We start from the raw sequence: 2,022 nt of genomic DNA, 5'->3' as shown, positions 1-2,022 counted from the left end.
CGCTTCGCGCCGGACCCTCACCCCAACCCCTCTCCCCGTGGGAGAGGGGCTAAAGCCGCAGGCAGGCCGCCTATAGCAGCGACTTGAGTCGGTACAGCGCTTCCAGCGCCTGCTTGGGCGTGAGTTCGTCCGGATCCAGTGCGGCCAGCGCTTCCTGCGCGGCGGAGGGCGTGGCCGCGAACAGGCCGAACTGCTGCGGTGCGTCCAGCGCCTGCGGCGCCATCTGCGAGGCGTGGCTCTCGCCGCCGCGTTGTTCCAGTTCCGCCAGGCGTCGCCGCGCCTGCGCCACGGTGGTCCGGGGCAGGCCGGCCAGCGCCGCCACCTGCAGGCCGAAGCTGCGGTTGGCCGGGCCGTCCTTGACCGCATGCATGAACACCAGGCGGTCGCCGTGTTCGACCGCGTCCAGGTGCACGTTGGCGATGCCGCTGGCGCCGCCTTCGACCGATTCGTCGGCCAGTGCGGTCAACTCGAAATAGTGCGTGGCGAACAGCGTGTAGCAGCGGTTGTGGTGGGCGAGGTGACGCGCCACCGCGTCGGCCAGCGCCAGGCCGTCGTAGGTGGAGGTGCCGCGGCCGATCTCGTCCATCAGCACCAGCGACTGCGCGGTGGCGTGGTGCAGGATGTAGCTGGTTTCGGCCATTTCGACCATGAAGGTCGATTGGCCGCGCGCCAGGTCGTCGCCGGCGCCGATGCGGGTGAGGATGCGGTCGATCGGGCCGATCACCGCGCGCCGCGCCGGCACGTAGCTGCCGATGTGCGCGAGCAGCACGATCAGCGCGTTCTGGCGCATGTAGGTCGATTTACCACCCATGTTCGGGCCGGTGATCACCAGCATGCGGCGGTCGGGGTGCAGGTCCAGGTCGTTCGGCTCGAACGGCTGCTCGCGCACCGCTTCCACCACCGGGTGGCGGCCGCGTTCGATGCGCAGGCACGCACCGGTCTCCAGTTCCGGCGGGGTCCAGTCCAGCGCCTGCGCGCGTTCGGCGAAGCCGGCCAGCACGTCCAGTTCGCTGAGCGCGGCGGCGGCGCGCTTGAGCGGCTCCAGGCGCTCGCCCAGCGTGTCCAGCAGGCCTTCGTAGAGCAGCTTCTCGCGCGACAACGCGCGCTCGCGCGCCGACAGCACCTTGTCCTCGAAGTTCTTCAGTTCCTCGGTGATGTAGCGTTCGGCGTTGGTCAGGGTCTGGCGCCGGCTGTAGTGCACCGGCGCCTTGTCGGCCTGGCCCTTGCTGATCTCGATGTAGTAACCATGCACGCGGTTGTAGCCGACCTTCAGCGTGGTGATGCCGCTGTTGGCGCGTTCGCGCGCTTCCAGGTCGATCAGGAACTGGTCGGCGTTGGTGCTGAGCCGGCGCAGCTCGTCCAGTTCGGCGTCGTAGTCGGCAGCGATGACGCCGCCGTCGCTGAGCTTGAGCGGCGGCTGCTCGGCGATCGCCGACGCCAGCAGGTGCGCGATCTCGTCGTGCTGGCCCAGCTCCGCCGCCAGCGCGGCCAGTCGCGGCGAATCCAGCGGCGCCAGGATCGCGCGCACCTTCGGCAGCAGGCCCAGGCCGTCGCGCAGGGTGGAGAAGTCGCGTGGGCGTGCCGAGCGCAGGGCGACGCGGGTGAGGATGCGTTCGACGTCGCCGAGCGCGCGGAACGCCTCACGCAGGTCGGCGTCGGCGCCGCGGTCGATCAGCGTGCCGACCGCGTGGTGGCGCTGCACCAGCACCTCGCGCAGGCGCAGCGGACGGTGCAGCCAGCGCCGCAGCAGGCGCCCGCCCATCGGCGTGACCGTGCTGTCGAGCACGCCGAGCAGGGTGTTGCGGGTGTCGCCATCGACGCGCGTGTCAAGCTCCAGGTGGCGGCGGGTGGCCGCGTTCATCGCGATCGCCTCGCCGGCGGTCTCCATCGCGATCGCGGTCAGGTGCGGCAGGCGCTGTTTCTGGGTTTCCTCCACGTAGCCGAGCAGGGCGCCGGCGGCGGCGGTCGCGCGAGGCTTGTCGTCGATGCCGAAGCCGCTCAGATCGTGCAACTGGAAGAACG

The 2,022-nt window shown here is 70.7% G+C and carries 1 protein-coding gene; it reads right to left on the bottom strand.

The window, feature by feature from the left end; genetic code table 11:
- Positions 1-70: 70 nt before the first annotated feature.
- On the bottom strand, positions 71-2,022 hold a 1,952-nt coding region (mutS, locus tag D183_RS0112435), incomplete at its 5' end, for a DNA mismatch repair protein MutS (protein ID WP_017909278.1).

Origin of the sequence: Xanthomonas sp. SHU 199, assembly GCF_000364665.1 — a bacterium.
Taxonomy (GTDB): domain Bacteria; phylum Pseudomonadota; class Gammaproteobacteria; order Xanthomonadales; family Xanthomonadaceae; genus Xanthomonas_A; species Xanthomonas_A sontii.
This window is presented reverse-complemented; position numbering and strand designations above follow the sequence as displayed.